Origin of the sequence: Cupriavidus gilardii (assembly GCF_008801915.1) — a bacterium.
Classification (GTDB): domain Bacteria; phylum Pseudomonadota; class Gammaproteobacteria; order Burkholderiales; family Burkholderiaceae; genus Cupriavidus; species Cupriavidus gilardii.
In genome coordinates, this window is the sequence record NZ_VZOV01000004.1 from 177235 (window position 1) to 200130 (window position 22896).

General features: G+C 63.9%; 17 protein-coding genes. 13 read left to right on the plus strand and 4 right to left on the minus strand.

Annotation, left to right across the window (positions count from 1 at the left end; all coding sequences use genetic code 11):
• Positions 1-10: 10 nt before the first annotated feature.
• The 3 genes from icmH to tssJ form a co-directional block, all read right to left on the minus strand.
• Positions 11-802 (minus strand): type IVB secretion system protein IcmH/DotU, encoded by a 792-nt coding sequence (gene icmH, locus F7Q96_RS08010; RefSeq protein WP_151022428.1) that lies wholly within the window; start codon positions 800-802, stop codon positions 11-13.
• Positions 799-2145 (minus strand): type VI secretion system baseplate subunit TssK, encoded by a 1347-nt coding sequence (gene tssK / locus F7Q96_RS08015; protein ID WP_151022430.1) that lies wholly within the window; start codon positions 2143-2145, stop codon positions 799-801. Before tssK ends, icmH begins: the two co-directional genes overlap by 4 nt.
• An 81-nt stretch (positions 2146-2226) precedes the next feature.
• A complete protein-coding gene (tssJ, locus tag F7Q96_RS08020) occupies positions 2227-2856 on the minus strand; it encodes a type VI secretion system lipoprotein TssJ (protein ID WP_151022474.1) in 630 nt (209 codons plus the stop codon).
• 302 nt (positions 2857-3158) lie between these two features.
• Between tssJ and F7Q96_RS08025 the strand changes: the two genes are divergently transcribed.
• The 13 genes from F7Q96_RS08025 (at position 3159) to F7Q96_RS08085 (ending at position 21831) form a co-directional block, all read left to right on the plus strand.
• Positions 3159-3788, plus strand: coding sequence for an outer membrane protein assembly factor BamD (locus F7Q96_RS08025; RefSeq protein WP_151022432.1), 630 nt, complete (start codon positions 3159-3161; stop codon positions 3786-3788).
• Positions 3789-3853: 65 nt separating this feature from the next.
• Positions 3854-4375, plus strand: coding sequence for a type VI secretion system contractile sheath small subunit (gene tssB / locus F7Q96_RS08030; RefSeq protein ID WP_006577976.1), 522 nt, complete (start codon positions 3854-3856; stop codon positions 4373-4375).
• Entirely contained in the window at positions 4368-5855 is a 1488-nt protein-coding gene (tssC, locus tag F7Q96_RS08035) for a type VI secretion system contractile sheath large subunit (protein ID WP_006577977.1), read from the plus strand. Before tssB ends, tssC begins: the two co-directional genes overlap by 8 nt.
• Positions 5856-5953: 98 nt before the next feature.
• Positions 5954-6457, plus strand: a complete 504-nt coding sequence (locus F7Q96_RS08040; RefSeq protein ID WP_006577978.1) for an Hcp family type VI secretion system effector — start codon at positions 5954-5956, stop codon at positions 6455-6457.
• Positions 6458-6564: 107 nt separating this feature from the next.
• On the plus strand, positions 6565-7038 hold the full coding sequence (tssE, locus tag F7Q96_RS08045; protein ID WP_023263644.1) for a type VI secretion system baseplate subunit TssE: 474 nt from the start codon (positions 6565-6567) through the stop codon (positions 7036-7038).
• A 114-nt stretch (positions 7039-7152) separates the two neighbouring features.
• Positions 7153-9006, plus strand: a complete 1854-nt coding sequence (tssF, locus tag F7Q96_RS08050; protein ID WP_151022434.1) for a type VI secretion system baseplate subunit TssF — start codon at positions 7153-7155, stop codon at positions 9004-9006.
• Entirely contained in the window at positions 8970-10175 is a 1206-nt protein-coding gene (gene tssG / locus F7Q96_RS08055; protein ID WP_151022437.1) for a type VI secretion system baseplate subunit TssG, read from the plus strand. The genes tssF and tssG overlap by 37 nt, the downstream gene beginning before the upstream one ends.
• A gap of 20 nt (positions 10176-10195) precedes the next feature.
• Positions 10196-12928 (plus strand): type VI secretion system ATPase TssH, encoded by a 2733-nt coding sequence (gene tssH / locus F7Q96_RS08060; protein WP_151022439.1) that lies wholly within the window; start codon positions 10196-10198, stop codon positions 12926-12928.
• 62 nt (positions 12929-12990) lie between these two features.
• Positions 12991-15780 carry a type VI secretion system Vgr family protein gene (locus F7Q96_RS08065; RefSeq protein WP_151022441.1) on the plus strand — a complete coding sequence of 930 codons (2790 nt, stop codon included), beginning with the start codon at positions 12991-12993 and terminating at the stop codon, positions 15778-15780.
• Between the two features lie 2 nt (positions 15781-15782).
• Positions 15783-16715, plus strand: a complete 933-nt coding sequence (locus F7Q96_RS08070) for a DUF4123 domain-containing protein (RefSeq protein WP_151022443.1) — start codon at positions 15783-15785, stop codon at positions 16713-16715.
• Positions 16716-16794: 79 nt separating this feature from the next.
• Entirely contained in the window at positions 16795-20058 is a 3264-nt protein-coding gene (locus F7Q96_RS08075) for a T6SS effector BTH_I2691 family protein (protein ID WP_082371478.1), read from the plus strand.
• A gap of 3 nt (positions 20059-20061) precedes the next feature.
• On the plus strand, positions 20062-20964 hold the full coding sequence (locus F7Q96_RS08080) for a DUF6708 domain-containing protein (RefSeq protein WP_151022445.1): 903 nt from the start codon (positions 20062-20064) through the stop codon (positions 20962-20964).
• A gap of 3 nt (positions 20965-20967) precedes the next feature.
• On the plus strand, positions 20968-21831 hold the full coding sequence (locus tag F7Q96_RS08085) for an energy transducer TonB (protein WP_144425804.1): 864 nt from the start codon (positions 20968-20970) through the stop codon (positions 21829-21831).
• 35 nt (positions 21832-21866) lie between these two features.
• Here F7Q96_RS08085 and F7Q96_RS08090 read toward each other — a convergent pair whose 3' ends face one another.
• The gene (locus tag F7Q96_RS08090) at positions 21867-22781 is read right to left on the minus strand and encodes a LysR family transcriptional regulator (RefSeq protein WP_053821903.1); all 915 of its coding nucleotides are present in this window, start codon (positions 22779-22781) and stop codon (positions 21867-21869) included.
• Between the last annotated feature and the right edge of the window lie 115 nt (positions 22782-22896).

The window sequence follows — 22896 nt, forward strand, 5'->3', positions numbered from 1 at the left end:
GGCATCCGTCTTACGGCAGCGAAATCGTCAGGTGCGAGAAGCGCGGGCCGAGCTTGATCACCTGCGAGTACTCCTGCATCGCATCGTTGGTCTGCTTGTTCAGCACCGACGACAGGCCGAGGTAGCCGAGCAGCGCAATCAGCGCGAACACGGCGCCGAAGATCCACAGCGGTGTCTCGCGCTTGAGCGTGTGCGCGATCTTGTCGGGCAGCGGCCAGTGCGGGGCGAACGGCGCGCGCTTGCCCTTGATCGCCGCGATCTCGTCGCCGAGCCGCGCGGTCAGGTAGGACAGCTTCTCCGGGCCTTCGAGGATGTATTTGCCGCGAAATCCCAGCAGCAGGCACATGTGGAAGACTTCCAGCGCCTGCAGACGCGGAGCGCCCTGTGCGCGCAGCGCTTCGAGCTTGGTGAAGAAGGCTTCGCCGGCAAGCTGCTCGCCGAACAGCACCAGCTGCAGCGGGCGGCGCTCCCAATCGGCGCGAATTGCGAAGTCCGAGGCGAGGATGGTCTCGTCGATGGCCGCGCAGAACGCGTACTTGGCGTCGAAGACATCGTCGGCCGACACGTTCAGGCGTTTGGCGCCACGGTCGAACTCGTCGAGAAACCCGCGTACCTTGGCAAGGAAGTTCTCGGCGCTGTCTGGCGGCTGGCCATTGCGCAGCAGGAACAGCATGAAGAAGCCGTCGTACAGCAGATCGAGCAGCGTGCGCGCGTGGCGCGAGGCGTCGCCCGAATCGGCAAAGGTGGTGGCCGCGCCGGCCGGGGCGTCGCCAAACAGCGAGGGCATCGAAGTGGAGCTCATGAGGTCACCGCGATCAGTTCAAGTTGAAGTTCCCGGATACCGGCGGGCGTATAGATGGTGATCGTGCCCGCCTGCAGCATGCGTTCGTACAACGGCCCGCGTGCCTCGACGGCGAAATAGCAGGCGCCGGGGCGCACCGGGATGGCGGGCGGCACCTGCGGCGTATAGGTCAGCGGCACGCCGGGCATCGAGGACAGCACCAGCTTGTCGACGTCGTCAGGCGCACCGACCTTGAAGCGCGCGGGAATCGCATCGACCAGTTCGACGGTCGGCATGTCGGCCGATACGGACAGGTAGAAGCGGGTCTTGTCGTCGATCTTGCCGGAGTCCAGGCGGCCGAGATGGAAGGATGGCCGCGATTCGTCGAGCGCAATCGCGAAATAGCGCGTGGAAATGACGGTATCGAGCAACTCGCGCACCATCGTGTCGAGTTGCGCGAAGACCTTGCCCGGATTGCCGTGGTCGTAGACCGGCAGGTCGGCCAGCGAGTACGACTTGGAGAAGGTCATCAACGCGCCGGCGAGGCGCAGCAATTCCTGGAACAGCCGTTCGGGATGGACTTCGGGATGGTGATACAGGTGCGACAGCGCGGCGAACGAGGCATTGGCCGTATGCAGCAGCCAGAACGACGCGATATCGCCGGAGCGGAATTCGATGATGTTCTTGGTCGGCTCGCGATGGAAGCCGTACAGCGCATTGACCTTGGCCTGCAGCGCATCGAGCAGGCGGCGCAGCCGTTGGTACAGCACGGCCGACGCGTTGATGGCCAGGCTCGGCGCGACGAAATTCTCGTCCAGTTCGAAACCGCCGGTGGCCGTGCGGCGCACGCGGACGAGCGGCAGCGAAATATATTGGTCGCGCGGTTCCGAATCGGCGACCAGCTTGACCGCCTTTTTCAGATAGGCGATCGATGCCGGTTCTGCTTCGGTAAACAGATCGGCGGTGTCGCGCTGGTGGCCGACGAAGCGGGAAGAGGGCGAGCCTTCGCTGGCTTCGCGGTAGTTGCCGCCGAAATCGCGCAGCGGATAGAGCGCGAGATGGAACGTCGATTCGGAAACGCCGGCCGGCAGATTGGCCAGGGCGAGCGGCGCCGGCAATTCGTCCGATTGCGGCGCGCAATACCATTCGCCATCGGGAAAGAACAGCGACAGTTCGCTGATGCGCAGAATGCCGCTGGCGAGTGCGTCGGTATCGAAGCGGGCGTGGCGCACCCCCCAGGCGTAGGGTTGGATCGCCTGCGCGGTGGCGTGCAGCCGCGCCTCGTGATAGGCGTCCTGCTGCTGGAAATGCTGCGGGCGAAGGAATAGACCTTCGCCCCAGAGGATCTTGGCGGAATCGCTCACAATTAGCCTTGTATAGCCTTGTTGTCTTTCTTGTCCCGATCGGCGCGGCCGCGGGCAATGGATGCCATCATGGCTGCGCTCTCACGCCCGGCAACTGGTCGGCGACAGCAGGTTCAGCGAGGACCGCGGCACGCCATCGCTGGGCGTCAGGGGCTCGCCCGCGGTCAGCGTCATCGCGCAGGCATGCAGGCCGATCGTGATACCGGACTTCTCTCCCTTTGCTGCATCGAAGGCGAATTTCCAGCGCTGCGGCGCCGGACTGCGGAACAAGGCGACCACCCCGATCGCACCCGCTTCGCGCGAGACTTTTTCCATCACGTCATAACGCTGACCCGGAATCAGCGTGATTTCGCGAACGTTGACCAATTCGGAACCGAGCACCTGTTTTTCGCGCGCCGGATCGACAAAGGCGTCGAAGGGCGCCTGCATAAAGGCGGTTGATTCCTTTAAGGTGTAAACCCGTACCACCAATGCTGCGGCGCGATTGTCATTGGCCGCATTCAGGTTATTGCCGGCATAAAGCCGCAATGGTACCTGCCGGGGCGGCTTTTGCGCATCCGGTACGTTGGTAGGCTTGATTCCCAACGCTTCCAGCGCTCCACCGGCTGCGCCGGCCAGCACTTGCGTACCAACGGAGCATGACGCCAGCGTGACGACGGCCAGCCCGGCCAGCACTGTCCGTGGATTTATAAAGAATTGTAAAAAAGTCATACAAATCGGATTCTTCTTATTGGCCTGTGCTATGTGGCGGGCGACCCTGACGTCTGGCGGCGGTGTTATGTAATGGCTTGCACAACGATGCTTTGCCGCACGAAAACCAGAATTCAGTTTCATTTAATTCACTGTCTGGAACCTACCCTCGGTATGGTTGTCAGCGGCGACGCGCAGAGTGTACTATTGCGCGCCGATTGGGCCAATATCGCTTACCAATCAATTACTCCGCTTTGTTTTATCCAGCGCGGAGAAGGCATTGAACAATACGTCAACAACAAAGCCACGCGACGGTCAGAGCCATGATCCCTTTTGGCTTTTCACGATCTTTTGCAATTGCCATTGGTGCCGCCGCATTGTTTTCCGGTTGCGCCTCCACTGGGAGCACCTCGGGTCCGCAATCGGAAGAGGCATTCACGCAAAGCATGGCGCAGGCCGACGCGGCATTGAAGGGCGGCCAGCGTGAGCAGGCGGTGAGCCTGTACGAAGAGATCGCGAAGGCGAACCCCGCTCGCCAGGAGCCGTGGTCGCAGATCGCGCAGATCCAGTACGCCGACGAGAAATATCCGCAGGCCATCCTCGCTGCCGAAGAAGCGCTGCAGCGCGACAGCAACGATCGCAAGGCGAAGAGCATCCTGGCCGTCAGCGGCCTGCGCGTGGCGCGCCGCTCGGTGATGGAGCTGCGCGACGACAGCGCGCTGGCAGGGGACGTGCGCACCGATGCGCAGGTACTGGCCAAGATGCTGCGCGAAACGCTGGGCGAGCAGGTGCTGTTCCCCGAGGAAAAGAAGCCGCCGGTGCGCAAGCGTCCGGTCGCGCGTCCGGCGCCGCGCGCCAAGGCCGCGCCCGCGGAACAGGCGGCTCCGGCTGCCGCGCCGGCCGCCGCCAATGCCGGCGGTGGTTCCGCCGATCCGTTCGGCGCGCTGCGCTGATCCACGGCCAGGTACCCACGTCCCGAAACCCCGACAACCACGACCGGAACAACCGGAGAATCCGCATGGCCAAGAAGGAAAGCGTGCAAAAGCGTCTGCAGAAGGTGCGTCCGCCCCGGGTGCAGCTCACCTATGACGTCGAGAAGGGCGACGCCATCGAGCAGAAGGAATTGCCCTTCGTCGTCGGCGTGGTGGCGGACCTGTCCGGTCAGTCGGAAGTTGCGTTGCCCAAGCTGCGCGACCGCAAGTTCGTCAATATCGATCGGGACAATTTCGACGACGTGATGTCGGCGGTCGAGCCGCGCGCGGCCTTCCAGGTCCCCAACAAGCTGTCCGAGGACGGCGGGAAGTTCGGCGTCGACCTGAAATTCCGCTCGCTCGACGATTTCAGCCCGGAAGCGGTGGTCGACCAGATCGAGCCGCTGCGCAAGCTGCTCGAGGCCCGCTCGAAGCTGGCCGACCTGCGCAACAAGCTCGCCGGCAACGACAAGCTCGAAGATCTGCTTAGCGAAGTGCTGACCAATACCGAGAAGCTGCAGCAGCTCGGCCATGGCGGCAAGGAACCGAAGGGTGGTCAGGATGCCTGAGACGCAAGCCGCAGTCGCCGCGCAGGCGGCGCCCGTTGCCAATGCCAGCCTGCTCGACGAGATCGTCGAGCAGAGCCGTGTCGCCAAGTCCGACGCCGAACACGCGCGTGCCAAGGACATCATCGGCGAGCTGGTCAAGGAAGTGCTGGACGGCACCGTGGTGGTGTCGGACAACTTGTCGGCCACGCTCGATGCCCGCGTGGCCGAGCTGGACCGCCTGATCTCGGCGCAGTTGAGCGCCGTGATGCACGCGCCGGAATTCCAGAAGCTGGAAAGCACCTGGCGCGGCATGTCGTACCTGGTCAAGGAAACGCAGACCGGCACGATGATCAAGATCAAGGCGCTGAATGCGACCAAGCGCGACCTGGTGCGCGACTTCAAGACCGCGATCGATTTCGACCAGAGCGCGCTGTTCAAGAAGGTCTACGAGGAAGAGTTCGGCACCTTCGGCGGCGCACCGTTCGGCGCGCTGATCGGCGACTATGAAATCACGCGCCAGCCCGAAGACATCTACTTCATCGAACAGATGTCGCACGTCGCGTCGGCCGCGCACGCACCGTTCATCGCCTCGGCCTCGCCGGAGCTGTTCGGGCTGGAGTCGTTCGCCGACCTGGGCAAGCCGCGTGACCTGGCCAAGGTGTTCGACACCGTCGAATACGCCAAGTGGAAGTCGTTCCGCGAGTCCGAGGATTCGCGCTACGTCGGCCTGACGATGCCGCGCTTCCTCGGCCGTCTGCCGTACAACCCGAAGGACGGCACCACGGTCGAGGGCTTCAACTTCGTCGAGGACGTCGACGGCACCGACCACAGCAAGTACCTGTGGTGCAACGCCGCCTGGGCCTTCGGCGCGCGCCTGACCGCGGCGTTCGAGGACTTCGGCTGGTGCGCGGCGATCCGCGGCGTCGAGGGCGGCGGCCTGGTGGAAGACCTGCCGACCCACACCTTCAAGACCGACGACGGCGAGATCGCGCTCAAGTGCCCGACCGAGATCGCGATCACCGACCGCCGCGAGAAGGAGCTCAGCGACCTGGGCTTCATCCCGCTGGTCCATTGCAAGAATTCCGACTACGCGGCCTTCTTCGCCGCGCAATCGGTGCAGAAGCCGAAGAAGTACAACACCGACAGCGCCAATGCCAACGCGGTGCTGTCCGCCCAGCTGCAGTACATCTTCTCGGTCTCGCGCGTCGCTCATTACCTGAAGGCGATGATGCGCGACAAGATCGGCAGCTTTGCTTCGGCCCAGAACGTTGAAAGCTTCCTGAACCGCTGGATCTCGCAATACGTTCTGCTGGACGACAACGCCAGCCAGGAGCAGAAGGCGCAGTTCCCGCTGCGCGAGGCGTCGATCCAGGTTTCCGAAATCCCGGGCAAGCCCGGCGCTTACCGTTCGGTAGCCTTCCTGCGTCCGCATTTCCAACTCGACGAGCTGTCGATTTCGCTGCGCCTGGTCGCCGACCTGCCGCAGGCCGCCAACTCGTAACCGGTTGCCGTCGGACACCGGCGCCATGCCGGCGTCCGACGGTCGAGGCAGCAGTACTTTCTAAGGCGAAACAAAGCCACTATCTCATCGAGGGTCTCATGAAGGATATCTACGTCAAGTTCGGTAATCCCGCCATCAAGGGTGAATCCCAGGACAAGGACCACAAGGACTGGATCGAAGTCCTCAGCTGGGAGCACAACATCAAGCAGCCGCGTTCGGCGACCGCTTCGACCGCTGGCGGTCACACCGCCGAGCGCTGCGAGCACGGCGAAATGATCTTTACCAAGGACATGGACGTGGTGAGCCCGCTGCTGTATCAGCACGCGTCGGGCGGCACGACCTTCGACGAGGTCACGATCGATTTCATGCGCGCTGACGGCGAAGGCAAGCGCGTCAAGTATCTGGAAATCAAGCTGAAGAACGCGATCCTGGGCGCGGTAGATGCGAAGGTCGCGGCCGAAGGCCTGCCGACCGACAAGTTCTCGCTGAAGTACGCCGCGGTGCAGTGGAAGTACACCCAGCAGAAGATCGGCGGCAACCAGGGCGGCAACTCGCAGGGCGCCTGGAGCCTGACCAAGAACGACAAGACCTACTCGGTCTGATGCCGTTCCTTGGGGGCGATGCTGGCCGATGATCGGTTGAAGCGGATGCCGGCATCCTGGCGATTCGGCGCGGCAACGCGCGGGTTGCCGGGGTGCCGGCGCTTGCCATGAAAGGTTTCGAACCGAGTCTGCTCGACAAGCTGTTCGACGACGAGCCCCACGCGCCGTTGCCCACCGCGATGCGGCAGCTGACGCTCGAGGAGCTGAAGTCGACGGTGGCGCGCGACATCGAGGCGTTGCTCAATACGCGCATCGTGATCGACGAAGCGCAGTTGAGCGGCCTGCCGGAGTGCAAGCGTTCGCTGCTGACGTACGGGCTCAACGATTTCGCCGGGCTCAGTCTGGCCAGCTACTACGACCGCAACTACATCTGCCAGTCGCTGACCAAGGCCATCGAGCGCCACGAGCCGCGGCTGCGCAATGTCACCGTGTCGCTGGATGTCAGCGAGCGCAACACCAATGCGTTGTGCTTCGGCATCACCGCCATGCTGCTGGTGGGGCCGGCGCGGGAGCCGGTGAGCTTCGATGCGTTGCTGCAGCCGTCGACGCTGCAGTACTCGGTGACGCGCGGACGAACCTGACAGGGCAGGCGCATGGTCCTTGACCCAAGCACGGATCCATGAACGGGTCATTGTCCCAATCCATGCCCGAGCCAATCCAACCCGCCACCGCCACGCACCGACCGCCGAGCAGCCATGGAAGAGCTACTGCCTTACTACGAGCGAGAACTGGCCTATCTGCGCCGGTACTCGCGCGACTTCGCCGAGCGATATCCCAAGATCGCCGGGCGGCTCGCCATGTCGGCCGACGGTTGCGACGATCCGCACGTCGAGCGGATGGTCGAGTCCTTCGCCTTCTTGACGGCGCGCATCAGCAAGAAGCTCGACGACGACTACCCGGAACTGACCGAAGCGCTGCTGGAGGTCATGTATCCGCATTACCTGCGGCCGTTTCCGTCCTGCTCGATCGCGCATTTCGATGCCCGTGGCGCGGCGGCGCAGCTGTCCGCGCCGATGACGGTGCCGCGCGGCACGATGCTGAGCACGCGGCCGGTCAACCGGGTCGAATGCCGCTTCCGCACCGCCTACGACGTGACCTTTGCCCCGGTCCGCATCGCCGAGGCGAGCTATCGCGGCGCAGCGGTTGCGCCGGCAGCGACCGTACTGCCCAAGGGAGCGACGGGCGCGCTGACGATCGCGCTCGATTATCAGGGCGAGCGGGGCGGTTTCGACACGCTGGCGCTCGATACGCTGCGGGTCTATCTGGACGGCGAACCATCCTTCGTCGCCGCGCTCGGCGACGCGCTGTTCCTGCATACCGCGGCGGCGTATCTGGAGGGACCGCGGCCTGGCGTCTGGCAGCGGCTGTCCGCCGTGCCGCTGCGCGAGGTGGGTTTTGCCGCCGACGAGGCGCTGATCGACACGCCGGCGCGCTCGCATCCCGCCTACCGGCTGCTGTCCGAACACTTCGCCTTCGCCGAGAAATTCAACTTCGTCGACATCGATCTGGCGGCACTGCGCCGAGCGCTGGGGCCGGCCGGTGGCAACACCCGGCGCCTGCAGCTGCATCTGGTGATGACCGACATCCGCAGCGACTCGCACACCGCGCGCCTGCTGGAGAGCCTGCAGGCCGAGCATCTGCGGCTGCATTGCACACCGGTGGTCAACCTGTTCGCACAGAAGGCCGACCCGATCCGCATCGAGCATACGGCCAGCGCCTATCCGGTGGTGGCCGACGGCCGCCGCGCGCACGGCTACGACATCTACTCGATCGACCGCGTTCATCTGGTGCGCGAGACCGCCAATGGCAACGACGTGATCGAATTCCGGCCGTTCTATTCGCTGCATCACGCCGACGATCCGAACCGCGCGGGCCATTTCTGGCTGGCGCGGCGCGACGAGCTGGTGGCGCGCCGCAGTCCCGGCTACGAAACCGAGATCTCGATCGTCGACCTGGATTTCGATCCGGCGCAGCCGCAGACCGATACGCTGAGCATCGACGTCACCTGCACCAATCGCGATCTGCCGGCCAGCCTGTCGTTCGGCCATGCCGACGGCGATCTGACGATGGAAGGCACGTCGATCGCGCGGCAGATCACGTTCCTGCGCAAGCCGACGCCGTCGCTGCGGCTGCCGGGCGGCCGCGCGGCGCAATGGCGCCTGATCTCGCTGCTGGCGCTGAACCATCTGTCGCTGGTGCAGGACGGCCTGCCGGCGCTCAAGGAGATGCTGCGCCTGCATGACCTGGCCCGCAGCGGCATCTCGGCGCGGCAGATCGAAGGCATCGTCGGACTGGACTATCAGCCCACCACCCAGTGGCTGGCGGGCAAGCCGTTCGCGACGTTCGTGCGCGGCTTGCAAGTCCGCCTGACGCTGGACGAGGAAGCCTTTGTCGGCACCGGCCTGCACCGCTTCATCCGCGTGATGGACCACTTCTTCGGTCTGTACGTCCATCTGAACAGCTTTGTGCAGCTCGTCGCCGTCTCGCGCCGCACCGGCAAGGAATTGATCCAATGCGCTCCCCGAAGCGGCGAATCGATCCTGGTGTGATACGGCGGCTGCTGCGGCAGCCGTATCGCTTCCAGTTCTTCCAGGCGGTGCGGCTGCTGCAGATTCAGTTCGCGCGTCAGGGCCGGGCGCAGGGCGATGCCAATGGCGGCGTGCATGGCGCGGCCAACGGCGTGGCGAATCGCGCGGTGAACGGGGCAGTGAACGGGGCAGTGAACGGCAACGCCATCGCGCGCGTCGCCGACACTCCCGAGCACCAGCTCGCCACGCGCGTGCGCTTTCCCAACGCGCTGTCGCTGTCATTCCCGGCCAGCGAAATCGTGCAGATCGAGGCGGGTAGCTTCGCCAAGGAGGCGCTCGACAGCGATGCCGGCTTCGCCGAGGCGCTGGCACAACGCCCGCTCGACGACGTGGCCGTGACGCCGGCCTTCTTCGGCATGCTGGGCGGGCAGGGCGCGCTGCCGCTGCACTACACCGAAGTGGTGGCCGAGCGCGAGACAATGCGCCGCGACGGCGCCGCGCGCGCCTTCTTCGATATCTTCTCGAACCGCGCCGCCGCGCTGTTCTATCTGGCGTGGAAAAAGTACCGGCTGCCGTTCCAGCACGAGGTCGACCGCACGCGCCACTACCTGCCGCTGCTGCTGTCGCTGGCGGGCGTGGCCGATGCCGGCGTTCGCCGCGGGCTGCGCGAGACGCCGGGGACGATCCACGACGAAGCGGTCGCCGGCTATGCGACGGCAGTGCGGCATCGGCCGATGTCTGCGTCGTATCTGCAGCAGGTACTGTCCGACTATTTCCGCGTGCCGTTCCGCGTCGAGCAGTTCGTCGGCGGCTGGTATCGGGTGCCGCCGTCGCAATGGTCGCGGCTGGGCGGCGTCAATAACGTACTCGGCGCCACCGCGCTGGCCGGTCAGCGGGTCTGGCAGCGCGATCTGCGCGTGCGCGTCTGGATCGGGCCGCTGGCGCGCGACCAGTACCGCGCCTTCCTGCCCGGCGCCGAGGGCGCGCTGGCGCTGCGCAAGATGCTGACCGTGCTGGGCGGCGCCACGCTCGAATACGAAGTCAAACCGATCCTGCGCCGGCAGGACGTGACCGGGTCCCAGCTCGGCGCCGCAGGCAGCGGTCATGTCGGCTGGGACACCTTCCTCGTTTCGCGACCCGCCACGCAGGATCGCAGCGACGCGCATTACACGCTGTCGCCCATTCATTGATAGACCGGAGCCGAGCCATCATGGCCACCCCCTTGAAGACGCTGATCGCCAAGCTCAATGCCACCAGCCGGCAGGCCGCCGAACGGGCCGCCTCGCTGTGCATGGCGCGCGGCCACTATGAGGTCGACCTGGAGCATCTGTTCCTGGCGCTGCTGGAGAATCCCCGCAGCGACGTGTCGGTCGCGGCCAGGGCGAGCGGTATCGATCCGGCCGCGCTGCAAAGCGATCTGGACAGGGAGCTGGGGCGCTTCCAGACGGGCAATGGGCGCACGCCGGCGTTCTCGCCGTGGCTGCCCAAGCTGTTCGAGCATGCCTGGCTGATCGCCTCGCTCGATTCGCAGACCACGCGCATCCGCTCCGGTCATCTGCTGCTGGCGCTGCTGACCGAGCCGAGCCTGGCGCCGCTGGCCGAGCGCGGCTCCAGACGTTTCGGCCAGTTCCCGGTCGAGCGCCTCAAGCATGAACTGGCCGTCTTGACCAAGGGCTCGGAAGAGGCCGAGCAGGCCGTGGCGTTCGCGGACGCCGGCGCCGCGGCGGCCGACGAGCCCTCGGGGCAGGGCGCGCTGTCGAAGACCCCGGCGCTGGACCAGTACACCGTCGACCTGACCGCGGCGGCACGCGACGGCCGCATCGATCCGGTGATCGGCCGCGACGCCGAGATCCGCCAGATGATCGACATCCTGATGCGCCGCCGGCAGAACAACCCGATCCTGACCGGCGAGGCCGGCGTCGGCAAGACCGCGGTGGTCGAAGGACTGGCGTTGCGCATCGCCGCCGATGACGTGCCGCCGCCGCTGCGCGGCGTCGCACTGCGTACGCTGGACATGGGCTTGCTGCAGGCCGGCGCCAGCGTCAAGGGCGAATTCGAGAACCGGCTGCGCAACGTGATCGACGAGGTCAAGCGCAGCCCGCAGCCGATCATCCTGTTCATCGACGAGGCGCACACCATCATCGGCGCGGGCGGCCAGGCGGGCCAGAACGACGCCGCCAATCTGCTGAAGCCCGCGCTGGCGCGCGGCGAGCTGCGTACGATCGCGGCCACGACCTGGGCCGAATACAAGAAGTACTTCGAGAAGGATGCCGCGCTGGCGCGGCGCTTCCAGGTCGTCAAGGTCGAGGAGCCGGACGAGGCGCTGGCCTCGGCGATGCTGCGCGGCATGGTCGGCCTGATGGAGCGGCACTTCGACGTGCGCGTGCTCGACGAGGCGATCACCGAGGCGGTGCGGCTGTCGCACCGCTATATCAGCGGCCGGCAGTTGCCGGACAAGGCCGTCAGCGTGCTCGACACCGCCTGCGCCAAGGTGGCGCTGGCGCAGAGCGCGACGCCGGCCGAAATCGAGCAGGACCAGAAGGCGCTGGAGCGCCTGACCGTCGAGATCGGCGCGCTGCAGCGCGAGCTGACGACCGGCGGACAGCATCAGGCACGGTTGGCCGAGTTGCAGAAGCAGGAGCAGACGCTGCGCGAGCGCATTGCCGCGGGTAACGAACGGCTCGCACGCGAACGCGAGCTGGTCGAGCAGATCGTCGCGCTGCTGCGCTCGCGCGATGCGGGTGCCGGTGAGGCGGCCGCCGATAGCGCTGCAGAGGAAGCCGAACCGGTCGATGCCAACAGCGATATCGCGCCCGCCTCCGGGCGCCGTCGCAAGGCCGCCGCGCCGGCGGCCCCGGCCGACGAACTGTCGCGCCTGAAGGCTGAACTGCGCGAACTGCAGGGCGAAACGCCGCTGGTGCCGATCCAGGTCGACGGCCAGGTCGTTTCCGAGATCGTCTCGGCCTGGACCGGCATTCCGCTGGGCCGCATGGTCAAGGACGAGCTGCACACGGTGATGAACCTGAAGCCGCTGCTCGAGGAGCGCGTGGTCGGCCAGCCGCACGCGCTCGAAGCGGTGGCGCAGCGCGTGCGTACCGCGGCGGCCAATCTGGAGGACCCGCACAAGCCGCGCGGCGTGTTCCTGTTCGTCGGCCCGTCCGGCGTTGGCAAGACCGAGACCGCGCTGGCGCTGGCCGACATCCTGTACGGGGGCGAGCGCAAGCTGATCACCATCAATATGAGCGAGTACCAGGAGGCCCACAGTGTGTCGGGACTCAAGGGCTCGCCGCCGGGCTATGTTGGCTATGGCGAGGGCGGGGTGCTGACCGAGGCGGTGCGCCGCAACCCGTACAGCGTGGTGCTGCTCGACGAAATCGAGAAGGCGCATCCGGACGTGCTGGAGATGTTCTTCCAGGTCTTCGACAAGGGGTGGATGGAGGACGCCGAGGGCCGGACCATCGACTTCCGCAACACCATCATCATCCTGACCTCCAACGCGGGCTCGGCCTCGATCATGCAGGCCTGCCTGAACAAGTCCGCCGAAGAACTGCCGGACGCCGACGCGCTGACCGAGGCGCTGCGCCCGACGCTGTACAAGACCTTCAAGCCCGCATTTATCGGGCGGACCAAGGTGGTGCCGTACTACCCGATCAGCGACGACACGCTGGTCGAGATCATCGAGCTGAAGCTGCGCCGCATCGGCGAACGCGTGCAGCAGAACCACCGCGCCGTCTTCGAATGGGATGACGCCGTGACCGAGGCGGTGCTGCAGCGCTGCACCGAGGTCGATACCGGCGCGCGCGCGGTCGACCATATCCTGAACGGCACGCTGCTGCCCGAGATCGCGCAGTCCGTGCTGGCGAAGATGGCGCAGGGCGAGGCGATCCAGAAGATCAAGGTCGGCGTCAACAAGAACGGCGGCTTCCGCTACAAGATCAATTGAGTCAATTGAGTCAATTGAGTCGATTGAGTCGATTGACACCGTAACTCACAGTCGAGGCAGCGATGGGCGTACTGACCGATATGGCGCATGAACTGGCGGCGCAACTGCGCGCGGCCTTCCGCCAGCACGACCGGCTGCTGCGGCTAGCGACGCCGCTGGGCGACGACGTGCTGCTGGCCGAGCGTCTGCTCGCGCGCGAACAGCTCGATGGCGGCGGTTTTCGTATCGAGCTGTCGGCGCTGTCGGACGACGCGAAGCTCGATCCGGCCGCCTTGCTCGGCCAGCCGGTGCGCATCGATCTGCTGACGCAGCTCAGCCGCGACAAGCCGCGCGCGTTGCACGGCCATGTGACGGTGTTCGAGCGCGTCGGCGCCAATGGCGGCCTGGCGCGCTACCGGCTCGTGATCGAGCCGTGGCTTGCCTTCCTGCGGCATCGGCGCGACAGCTTCCTGTTCCAGGACATGTCGGTGATCGAAGTCGTCGACAGCGTGCTCGGCGACTACCGCGGGCAGGGCAAGCTGGTGCCGGAATGGCGCTGGGCGGTGGCCGACGCCGCGATCTATCCGAAGCGCAGCGTGGTGACGCAGTACGACGAGTCGGATTTCGATTTCGTGACGCGGTTGCTTGCCGAGGAAGGGCTGTTCTACTACTTCGAGCACGAGGCTGCCGATGGCGACGCCCTCGGCCTGCATCGGATGGTGATCGCCGATCGCAACGACGTATTCAAGGACAACGCGCAGGCCAGCGTCCGCTTCGGCCGCGCCGATGCGACCGCTTCGGAGGACGTGATCACCGAATGGCAGGGCGAGCGCCAGTGGCAGACCAATGCGGTCGAGCTGGCGACCTGGGACTATCGCACCGCCTCGCTGCGCAGCGCCACGCTGAGCACGCACCACGACAATGGCGAACAGGCCACCGCGCTGACCGACACCGACTACGTCGGCCAGTACGCGTTCGAGGATGCCGAGCAGGCGCAGCGCATCGCGCGCATCGCGATGGAATCGCTCGAGGTTCGCAACAAGGCCTTCCATGGCGGCGGCACGGTGCGCACGCTGGCGCCGGCGACCACGTTCTCGCTGCTCGATCACTACGAGCACGATGGCGACGAGGACGACGGCCGCCGCTTCGTGGTGCTGTCGGTTACGCACGAGGCTCGCAACAACTTCAACGAGGGCTTCGGCCAGGCCTTGATGGCAATGACGGGCCTGGCCCCGGCCGGCGACAACGAAACGCTGCCGCTGTACCGCAACCGCTTCACCGCCGTGCGCGCCAGCGTGCCATACCGGCCGGCGCTGCGCGGCGACGACGGCCGCCTGCTGCATCCGCGTCCCACCGTGCGCGGCAGCCAGACCGCACTGGTCGTCGGCGACGGCGGTCCTGTCCATACCGATCGGGACCATCGCATCAAGGTGCAATTCCATTGGCAGCGCGGCGGGCGTTCATCGAGCCGTCAGTCCCACCCGGCCGGGGACGACAACGCGCGCGCCGAGTCCGCACTGGGCTGCTGGCTGCGCGTTGCCACGCCGGTGGCCGGCGACAACTGGGGCGGCGTCGCGCTGCCGCGCGTTGGCCAGGAAGTCGTGGTCGAGTTCGTCAACGGCGATATCGACCGGCCGGTGGTCGTCGGCGCGGCCTACAACGGCGCCGGCGAGCCTGACGCGCAGATCAACAAGCAACAGGCCGGCGCCGCGAACGCGACCGGCAATGCGCCCGCCTGGTTCGCCGGTGACGGCAAGAACGACAAGGCGCACGCACACAACGCCGTAATGTCCGGCATCAAGACGCAGGCGCTGTCCGCCAGCCAGACCGGCAACGGCGGCTACAACCAGCTGGTGTTCGACGACACCGAGGGCCAGAGCCGCACGCTGCTGTCGACCACGCAGGCCGCGACGTCGCTGACGCTGGGCCACCACCTGTTCCAGCGCGACAACGCCCGCGAGGCGGACCTGGGTCATGGCGCGGCGCTGGCCACCGACGCTTCCGGCAGCGTCCGCGCCGGCTCCGGGCTGCTGATCGCCGCCGAAGATGGCAGCGTCACGCAACCGCTGCTGCAGAGCGAACAGGCCGCGACGCAGGTCGAGGACAGCCTGGAGCTCGCCCGCACGCTGGAGCAGCAGGCCGCAAAACAGAAGGCCGCGCTGCCAGGCGAGCCCGCTGCCGATGCACTGCCGGCGCTCGAATCGCTGAAGCGCAGCGCGGAGGTGCTGCGTACCGAGGCGAAGGCCGAGGACGGCGGCTCTGCGATTGCTTACAGCGAGCCGCATCTGGTGGTCTCCGGCCCGAAGGGCGTGGCGCTGTCGACGCCGGCCGATGCGGTGCTCGTCGCGGGCACCAATGCCACGCTGGTGGCCGGGGAACATTTCAATCTTGCGGCAGGCGGCAATCTGGCCGTCGCGGTGGCTGATGGTCTTAGCCTGTTTACCGATGGGCAGGGGGGCTCGGGCTCCGGTTCAAGCTCTGGTTCCACCGGCCAAGGTACGCCGACCGGGCAAAAGGGCGGCGACGCGAAAGGCATGGCCTTGCACGCCGCCACCGGCAAGGTCGAAGTCGCCAGCCTGACCGGCGCCAGCCGCTACGCAGCCGAGCGCACGGTGACCATCGCCTCGACGCAGGCCAACGTTACGGTCGAGGGCAAGCAGCACGTGCTGCTGAATGCCGCCGGCGCGCAGGTCCGCGTGCTGGGCGGCAAGATCGAATTGCACGCGCCCGGGAAGGTGGAGTTCAAGGGGGCGGGGCATCGGTTTGTGGGGCCGGGTGGTGGGGAGGCAAGTACCGACCTTGCCAATGGGGACCTCAAGGCTTGTCCCACCAAGGACGATGCTGCTGCGGCGAGCGGCAGCGCGGTGCTATAGCCATGGCCATCGATGCGGACCAACTGATTCAGCAAATCGGTACATCGCTGCAAGCCGATGACAGCCTGCGTGCGTACCTGCTGATCGATCCGATGCTCTACGAGCCGATCGATGCAGAGCGCGTCGAGGCGGCGGCGCTTCAGCGTTGGGACATTCCGATTCGCCGGCCGGGCATCGATCACGACAAACGCCCGTACCTACTGGGGCTGCGAGCGACCGCGGTAGAGATACTGGAAGCCAGCGTTGTCGCATCCATTGCCGAGCTCGAAAACCCGGAACTCGAAAGCACGCGCGGATTTGCCGTCGGTGGCTGGCTGCTGTCCGAAGAATCCGGCGACGCACTGGCCCGGCATTTTGCCAACATCATGTCGCCGATCGAACCGGGGCACGGCATTCGCTATTTCCGTCTCGCAGATCGGCGCGTGCTCGAATGGATGTGGCCGGTGCTCGAGTCAGGCCAGCAAGCTTCGCTGATGCATCCGATCCGACAATGGCTCGTACTGGATCGGCGTGGCGCCGTCGTGCGGTATGTCGGGCCACCAGTTCCGTTGGCACCCCTTGCGGCAGGCATGCCGCCACTGCAACTGTCGCAGGCGCAATGGCGTCACGCACACCGCTGTGAAGAGGTTCAGCAGATGCTGCGAGGCTGGCGCGCCTTCGAGGACGAACTGCCGCACGACTACCTGAAGCAGGCGGACCATGCGGTCGCATCGGCTCGCGGCATCGGTCTTACAGAAAGCGCCGACATCGTGCTGCTCGGCGCCTATCAGCTGATGCTGCATCCCAGATTGACCGAACACCCCCGCATCATCAGGGCGGTCGAAGAGGCCCGCGAGCAAGGTATTCCGCTCGGCCTGGCGCTGGAAAAAATCCCCGACCCGGAAGGCTGGGACGCCATCCGGCGCGATCTGGAGCGCGCGGAAGTGCCGGCATAGCGCCGCAGCGTCCCGCTTTCATCCGCTCAATTCGACGCAACACAACCATCGGATCCAAGACATGGCAGAAGGACAAGTAATGACCTACGGCTCGCGTGCCAATGCGGCAGCGGCGACGGCCACGGCTTGTGGCGGGCAGGGGTGCCCGTCCTGTGTGAAGACCGGGTTGCCGGTGTTGCTGGTGCGGCCGGGGTTGGCCGACGCGGCATATGCCAACGCACGCAGGAAATACGTCGAGCCTCTTTTAAAGGGCGTGGCGGATCAGAAACTCACCGCGTCCGGTTATGTCATGCGAACGCTGCGCAAGGGCTACCTTCATGCGTACTATGAGCATCCTCATACGCCGGAACTGAAGCAGCAAGGTGGTTGGCAACTGTTCCATGTCGACGAGGGCGGATATCTGACGCCGGTCGCCCTGGCGGCAGCCGGCGAGGATCCGAAGGCGTTTTACTGCAAGCGGACCGAGGCGTACGCCATCGCCATGCTGTTCGTCATTCCAGACGCCGCCAATACACAGCGCGTGTGGGTCGGCTTCAGCGACCATCCGTGGAGCGAGCCCGTACGCAAGCGCTATGCCGCGAATGAAAGCCTGCGTAGCAAGCGCATGGCATGCATTGACGCAAAGGCGGGAAGGGCTGAACGTTCGCTGCCCATGTCGGTGCTCAACATCGAGGAATGCGTCGCCGACTATAAGCCCAAGCTCGCGCAGACACACCCCGAGGCATTGCGCGGAAATCCGTTTCAGGGGCATCAGCTGACGGAGGAGCAGCCACAAACCAAGGACGACAAACAAAAAAAGAAAGACCAGCCGCACATACTCGACGACGAGCCCCCAAAGAAACGCCGGGAATGGGCGTCGCACTTGATGGCCGAAGCCCGCAAGCTTGTGGCGGCCGATCCGTCCAAAAAGTTCACCGACGCCAATCTGATGATTGTTAGCGTGCCCGATCCTGTTGGCGTGACGACTGAGGCAGCACAACGGAGGCTGACGCTTTGCAATGATGCTGCCCGTTTGCTGGAGAAGAAGGGCCCCGACTGCTTGCCATCGGCACTCCAGATCGAGGGCATGCTAAAAATCATCGAGCAAAATGGTGCGGATAGGAGGAAAACCAACGCAGGTTTCGCGCATTTGCAGGGTAAGGCCGTGACCCGAAAGCAGTTCGATACGATGATGGCTAGTAAGCAATTACCGGCCGATGCTCGGTTCCGTCCGGGGCTCGTAAAAGGGTCACCCAACCCTAATCATTGGTATCCCGATAATTTGAATGGAACCATTGATATCCCGAGTGCCAAGGAAATCGATTACCAGACGAACGACCTGGTCGGGGACGTCCTTGACAAATTGCAGGGAGGGCGCAAGGCACCAAAACACAGGGAGTTTCTGCAGACGTATTACCAAACCGTCGCAGATGACGAAAAGCAGCTCGCGCGTGTCGAGGAAGACTATCTTGCATGGTTACGCAGCGATGCCAGGAAGTTTGTCACAAAGAATGATTTCGATACCGCAAACGAAACGGATGGCCTTTTCTATGCCAGATGCATCTGCAAATTGACGCTTGGTGGTCCCTTGACAAAGAAAGGGCAGGAAGCGTTCGAGGGGTTCTTGACGCTGCCCGCAGCCAACGATGAAGCCCTGCTGTGGAAAGCCCTCCTCGGAAATCAGATGACCTTCGCGAAATGGGTAGATGATCCAAATCAGTGGTCTAAGGGGTTTGATGCCATCAAAACGCTGGCAGATCTCTCCCCTGGTCGGAAGTTCGCGGCATTGATGCAAGAGACTGTACAGGATTTACTTCCAGTCGTCGGTGCAGTGTCGGCTGGCTTGGATAGGGCACGAAATCTGCCTGAACAGCTTCGGTACAAACTGAAGTTGGCGACGATGGCTTTGATGATCAAGTCCGAGCCTTCGCACATCACGCTGGTGCGGGTAAGGGTGACGTTGAGCGAAGCGACGGCGCTATGGCACAGCATGAAGGGGGAGATTCGGCAAGCGGTGGCTGCTACAGCAAAGTCGGCCGAACGGAAGGTCGAGAGCCTTGTACTGAACGGAGCCACGGCCCTGGAGATGAACGGCGCACCGGTTGCCGCAATGGGGATGGTCGACGTGTACCTTATCGCGAAAGGAGCACCGGAGGATGTGTTTCGGGGCGCGAAAGAAGCCGGTGCCGCCGTTGGAAAGTATGTCGTACGGCCAGCCGAAGTCTATGGTAACAAGCTGGCTCAATGGACCATGAGCCTGGACTTCTCTGGGCTCACCAAGGTCGCGCGCGACTATATGGCGGCACTTCGGACAAAAACCGGTGTGCTTGCAACCGGGTCCGGCGTATTACAAGTCTTGGTAGTCGCAAAGACATGGGGCGACTACTCAAAGGGTAATAGCAGCGAACGTCAGGATGGCGCTTTAGCACTATTGTCGGCCGGTCTCGGCATTGGTGCGGTATTCGCTGAGATCGGGGTGGCAAAGCGAATACGACTCCATGTTGCTACAGAAGGGTTGACCAAATTGGCCGGTATGCTCGGCGCCTTCACCACGGCGATCGACGCCGTTCAGGCATATATCAACATGGAGCGAGCTGGAAAAGATGGCGATGGAGATGCGCGGGCAGGGTACCGATTCCAGCTTGTCCTGTTTGGCGTTGCTTCAGGAGCTTTGGTCGCAGCGGCATTCGGATGGACGACGCCATTCTTAGGCCTGTCGGCCACGGGCTGGGGCCTGCTGTTGGTGGCTTTAGGTGTAATTGTTGGCTTCGTGATTCTGTTGATAAAGGACAGGCCACCAGAGAAATGGGCGGCGAAAACACTTTGGGGGAAGGCGTCGGATAAATGGGGTGGTTTTGAAAAAGAGTCGGTGGAAGCAAATAAGACGTTGCTTGGTTTGGAAGTGGATTTTTCGTATCGCCTGAATCTGCTCGAGAATATGGCAATATCAGCCGCATCGTCGCAGCTCGGGTTTGGCGGTTTGTCCACTCCTCAACATGCTGCACAAAGCTTTTCGCGCGAGGCTTGGCTGAGACTGAAAATTCCACTTCCGCTTGATCATAAGTTGCCATGGGAAGTCAGAATATATGGGTCTGGCAAGACCGGGGATTCCCTCGTCGCAGGCATTCGCCATTATGGTGAGGGACGGCACGGATGGCTCACGACGGGTGCGAAGAGCGGAGTTCAAGCGCCAAAACACGAGCCGACGGTAGACAAGGATTCAGGATATTCCAGTCACATTATCTCCGTTAAAGTCGACATGCTGGTGTACGATTCGGCTTACGCAAGGGTGTCAATATTTGCACCGAATGCAGGCGCGGCAGGAGATGAGGTATTCATCGTGGACGAGGTTCTTCGAGATTAAGTAATGTTTGTGCACGACTTTGATAAAGAAATACTGCTGCCAGAATCTGGCGCATCAGAGCGTATCTTTGATATACCAGAAGAGCTGAAAAGGCGTGTGCCTTTTCTAAAAAACGCGCCCGTCCGAGGAGCACCTGCTTTAGGTAGCGGTCCCGTCAGCAAAGTAGCCAGGACCTACGACACGATCATCGGCGCCTACCCGAGTGCCCTGTTGGTGGGATCCCCAGCGGGCAGGTCAACGCGACAATTTTTTGTATGGCTCGGCATATTGATGGGGATGTTTTTATTTTTCCCAGTTGCATTTTCTCTCATTGGGGATTTTTATCATTTTGCGGCGGACGATATATCGCTATCGGATGTGATTGGTTCTTTGTTGTTTCTTTTCTTAATTGTGGTTGATTTTTTGTTTGTTGTTTGGTGCATTAATATTATTCGTTGGGCGCCGCCGGACTGGCCTATCATGTTTAATAGGCATACTCGGCAAGTATCATACTTCCAAGTTAGATTTCCAAATTTCCTTAGGTTCTGGCAGCCTGCGCCGGTCGATCTCATCGTCCGCTCTTGGGATGACGCGCACTTTCGAACCTATAAGGCCATCCAGTTTACGGGTGCGTTGTTTAGAGAGACGTCTGAAATTGCGATTCTGTGGGGTGATGAAGACAATCCTAGACGTCTCAAAGATGTCGTTCGATTGGGCGATACCTTTAATGCAGGTGATGGACCTTGCATTCAAATTTGGGAGCATATCAGGCGGTATATGGAAGAAGGTGGCCCAGTTCTAAACGACGGAGAATCACTCCGTAAGCCGACAAACAACAACCCACCACTGCGTTTCCCCAAGTATTTGGAGGAAGCGGCCGGCGGCGCTCCGCTATCCCCTGAGCAGATTGAAGGAAAGGGCCGTTGATACATGGTCGACCACATCGACACTGGCCGCTCGACTCTCATTGCGGGATTGTTGCCGCTTATTCTCTGGGCCCCCAGCAGTGTCGCTGTAGTTGCGGCCGATAGTCAGCCGAGCACTCTTGAGCTTGCAGCCAAGCGCGTCTCCGAAGCCGTCGCTACCGGCGAAGTGATCCCCGCCGCCAAGGGCACGCTGAAGCCGCAAGGCAACAAGGTTTCGCCCAAGCGCGCCGCCTGCCTGTCGGCCATGGAGCCGCGCACGGTAGCAAACCAAATCGGCTATCCCCTGGCAGAGGATTTTTCGAAGGAGGAATTCCTCGCGCTGAGGCGTTTCCTTGATACCCCGGTAGGCAAGCGCATCCAGCAGGCGCGAGCCGACCGGCTGTCGTCAGGCAATCTCGCTTTCCGGCTGACGCCCGAGGAATCTGCAGTCGTCGGCAAGGCTCTGCCGGCGCCGCTGGCGGCCAAGTGGTCGGCCGGCGCGGCCACCCAGCCGCACACGCTGCAGGCGATGCGCAAGGTGTTCGAGGAGCAGCAGGCGATCTGCCGCAACGAGGAAACTTCACCGCGGCCGGCCGCATCTGCGCCGGTCAACTATCGGGAAGGGCTGCCGCCCAATGTCGGCTGCTCGCAGCCGCGGCTGACCCTGGTCAGCGAGCTGCCCGACAAGCCGGTATCGGTGACGGTGCGCGTGTGGATCGGTGAGGATGGTTCGGTGGCCCGGACCGCGCTGGAAAAGCCGTCGGGATTCCAGCCGGTGGACAACGCGGCGCGCAGGGCGATGAGCGCGATGCGTTGTTCGGTGCGCGGTAGCGGTGCCCTTGTACCGTTCACGACGACGCAATCGTTTGTCGTACAGGCAGGAGGGTAGGCCGGAGCGTACGGCCGCCAGCGAGGGCGCCGGCCCTACAACGTCGTCCTCTTCCCCTCCCGATCCACTTCATACACCTTGTGCTCGCCAAGCCGGCGTTTCAACCACAGCCCTGCCTTGCCGAGCACATGCGCCTTCGCCCAGATCAGATCCACGCCGACCAGCCAGTCGGTGTACGGATAAGCGGTCAGTGGTAGTTCCACCAGTTCGCCTGACGCCAATTCGGACAGAATCAGTTGCCGCGGCAGCGTGGTCCATCCGAGGCCCGTGCGCGCCAGTTCAAGCAGCGCGGCATAGCTCTCCGCCTGCCAGCAGCGCGTCGCGTCGAGGTATTCGCTGCTCGGCAGCTTGTGGTTGTGGCCGCTGAAGACGAGCCGCCGGTGCGCGCGCAGGTCGGCGAAATCGACGCGCTTCAGCTTCGACAGCGGATGGTCGCGGTGGGCGACATGCGACAGGATCAGCTTGCCCATCTGGGCAAAGCCGAGATCGCGCGGGTAGGCCGGCTGCGAGAACGCGATGCCCAGGTCCGCTTCGCCGCGCGCGAGCAGTTCGGCCACATCGCCATGCAGCGGATGCCGGATCTGCAGGTCGACATGCGGAAAGCGCTCGGCGAAGTCCCGTAGCGGCGGCATCAGGGTGGAGTAGGGGACCTCGATCGCCAGCGTCAGCGCCGGCTCGACGCGTTCGCCGAGCTCGTTGGCATGCGCTTCCAGTTGAAGGCAGCGCTCCAGCACCAGTTCGGCTTCGTTGCGCAGCTTTTCTCCGGCCGGCGTCAGCGTCGACGCCTTGCCGCCGCGTTCGAACAGCACCAGGCCGAGGTCGGCCTCCAGATTGGCGATCGCGGTGCTGACCGCGGACTGCGTCTTGCGCAGTTGCCGGGCCGCGGCCGAGAACGAGCCGGTGCTGGCCACCAGGGTGAACATTTCCAGCTGATCGAGCGAATAGCGCATCGCTGCCTGACTCCTGCCCGTCAAAAAACTGCCTATCAAAAAAATCGATGGCTGCCGATTTGGCCCGCCGCGCAAACCCGCCGGATTATGGCGCACCGATCCGGCCGGCGCAAAA